Annotated in this window: 2 protein-coding genes and 1 pseudogene; 2 read left to right on the top strand and 1 reads right to left on the bottom strand. The window is 71.8% G+C overall.

Going from position 1 to position 2,628, the window contains the following annotated elements:
• Positions 1–158: 158 nt before the first annotated feature.
• Complete coding sequence (locus tag RIF68_RS33855; protein WP_309055301.1) at positions 159–806, bottom strand: TetR family transcriptional regulator; 648 nt, start codon at positions 804–806, stop codon at positions 159–161.
• Positions 807–969: 163 nt separating this feature from the next.
• Here RIF68_RS33855 and RIF68_RS33850 point away from each other — a divergent pair, with 163 nt between their 5' ends.
• Both RIF68_RS33850 and RIF68_RS33845 read left to right on the top strand, forming a co-directional pair.
• Complete coding sequence (locus RIF68_RS33850; RefSeq protein ID WP_309055300.1) at positions 970–2,187, top strand: acyl-CoA dehydrogenase family protein; 1,218 nt, start codon at positions 970–972, stop codon at positions 2,185–2,187.
• Positions 2,188–2,366: 179 nt separating this feature from the next.
• A pseudogene (locus RIF68_RS33845) lies at positions 2,367–2,628 on the top strand (cytochrome P450); the annotation flags it as partial.

Below are 2,628 nucleotides of genomic sequence, written 5' to 3'. Positions count from 1 at the left end.
GAGGCCGACCACCTGGACGGCGGGGTCTACGCGGAACGGGTCACGGGGTGGCGGAGGTCACGTCTGCTGCGGGCCGTCCGGAAGGAGCCGTGGGGCGGGGGAGCGGCGGCCCTGCGCGGCTGACGGCACGGTGGGACCCCCCGGCCCGGTCCGCGCCCTCAGAAGCCCGGGCCGTCCGGGCGGTCGTCGGCCAGGGAGAGGCGTCCCCACAGGAGATCGGCCAGGGCGGTGACCAAGGCCGCGCGGGAGCACGGGCGTTCGCCGAGCCACCAGTCGCCGGCGGCGTGCATCATGCCGACGATGCCGTGGCCCCAGATCCGGGCCTGGGCCTCGCCGCCGGCTCCGAGGTCGATGCGTTCGGCGATGACCTGGCCCAGCTCCTCGCCCATGCGCCGCAGCAGCGGGGCCGAGTGGCGGCCGACGTCGAAGCCCTGCTCGGACTGGTGCGACTCCTCGGCCGGGTGCATGAGGAAGCGGTAGACCTGCGGCATCGCCTCGATGGAGGCGAGATACGTGTCCAGGGTGGACTCGACGCGCCTGCGCCGGTCGGAGGGGGCGTCCAGGGCGGCGCGGAGCGCGGCGAGGAGCGCGTCGGTGTGCCGGGTGGCGAGGGCGCGGTAGAGACCGCCCTTGTCGCCGAAGTGGCGGTACAGGATCGGCTTGGTGATGCCCGCCTCCGCCGCGATGGCGTTCATGGAGGCCTTGGGGCCGTCCCGGAGCACCACGCGGTCCGCCGCCTCCAGCAGCTCGCGCCGCCGCTGCTCGGCGGGCTTCTGCTGGTCGGTGGTCCGGTGTGTGGTGTCCATAAGCGTGTCTCCCCGCCCGTGCGATTCCGTGAGGCTGTCGCAACGTAACACCCGCGCGGCTCCGGGTGCCGTCCGGCCTGCTCCGCTCCGCCGCAGGTTGACAGTCTGTATCCGCCGGTAACAGACTGATGTTACCGAAGGTAACGTACTGCTGGGAGGGACCATGGGCGAGTTCACGCTCGAACTCAACGAGGACCAGAAGCAGGTCCGGGACTGGCTGCACGGCTTCGCCGCCGACGTCATGCGCCCCGCGGCCGCCGAGTGGGACGAGCGTGAGGAGACCCCCTGGCCGATCATCCAGGAAGCGGCCAAGCTCGGCATCTATTCCCTGGATTTCTACGCCCAGCAGTTCTTCGACCCCACCGGTCTCGGCATCCCCCTGACCATGGAGGAACTCTTCTGGGGCGACGCCGGCATCGCCCTCTCCATCGTCGGCACCGGCCTCGCCGCCGTCGGCGTCCTCGCCAACGGCACCGAGGAGCAGATCGGCACCTGGGTCCCGCAGATGTACGGCGACGCCACCGACGTCAAGGTCGCCGCCTTCTGCTCCTCCGAGCCCGACGCCGGCTCCGACGTCGCCTCGATGCGCACCCGGGCCGTCCACGACGAGGCCAAGGACGAGTGGGTCCTCAACGGCACCAAGACCTGGGCGACCAACGGCGGCATCGCCGACGTCCACGTCGTGGTCGCCGTCGTCGACCCCGCGCTCGGTTCCAGGGGCCACGCCTCCTTCATCGTGCCGCCGAACACCCCCGGCCTCTCCCAGGGCCAGAAGTTCCGGAAGCACGGCATCCGCGCCTCCCACACCGCCGAGGTGGTCCTGGAGGACGTCCGCGTCCCGGGCCACTGCCTCCTCGGCGGCAAGGACAAGCTGGACGAGCGCCTCGCCCGCGCCCGCGAGAAGGCGAAGGCGGGGGACGGCGAGCGGGTGAAGAACGCGGCCATGGCCACCTTCGAGGCCTCCCGCCCCGCCGTCGGCGCCATGGCCGTCGGCACCGCCCGCGCCGCGTACGAGGTCGCCCTCGACTACGCGAAGACCCGCGTCCAGTTCGGCCGCCCCATCATCGAGAACCAGGGCGTCGCCTTCCAGCTCGCCGACATGCGCACCCGGATCGACGCGGCGCGGCTCCTCGTCTGGCGCGCCTCCTGGATGGCCACCGCCGGCAAGCCGTTCACCTCCGCCGAGGGCTCGATGTCCAAGCTCTACGCGAGCGAGGTCGCCAAGGAGGTCACCGCCCAGGCGATCCAGATCCTCGGCGGCAACGGCTACACCCGCGAGTACCCGGTGGAGCGGATGCACCGCGACGCGGCCATCTACACCATCTTCGAAGGGACCAGCGAGATCCAGCGCATGGTCATCAGCCGGGCCCTCGCCAGGTAACGGCCCCGTCCAGGAGGTCCTTCGGCCCGCGCGCGGGACCGGCCGACGCCCACCACCCTCGCCACCACCCGACCGGATCGCGCCAACCGGCCAGATCCGGTCGGGTGTTCCCGCGAACCTCGCCGTCGGCCACGCCCTGGAGGAGAATCGGCCGGGTGACGACCCAGGGGGAGACGACCATGACCACCACCCGCACCGAGGCACCCGAACTGGCCGGACTTCCTCTGCTCGGTTCCCTGCTGGACCTCAAGAACGACTCGCTCGGCACCTTCCTGCGCGCCCGCCGCGACCACGGCGACGTCGTACGGATCACCGCGGGGCCGCCCGGCATCCGCCGGACCGTGTACGGCGTCTTCTCCGCCGAGGGCGTCCAGCAGGTCCTCGCCGGCGAATCCGCCAACTTCCGCAAGGACAACGTCTTCTACCAGGAGATCCGGGAGT

It is taken from the genome of Streptomyces sp., from assembly GCF_031178505.1.
Lineage (GTDB): Bacteria > Actinomycetota > Actinomycetes > Streptomycetales > Streptomycetaceae > Streptomyces > Streptomyces gulbargensis.
Note: the sequence above shows the minus strand (reverse complement) of the source record. Positions and strands in the feature narration are given on the sequence as shown.

Coding starts and splice junctions, on each gene's coding strand:
- RIF68_RS33855 (WP_309055301.1), bottom strand. CDS start 806: ATGGACACCACACACCGGACCACCGACCAGCAGAAGCCCGCCGAGCAG.
- RIF68_RS33850 (WP_309055300.1), top strand. CDS start 970: ATGGGCGAGTTCACGCTCGAACTCAACGAGGACCAGAAGCAGGTCCGG.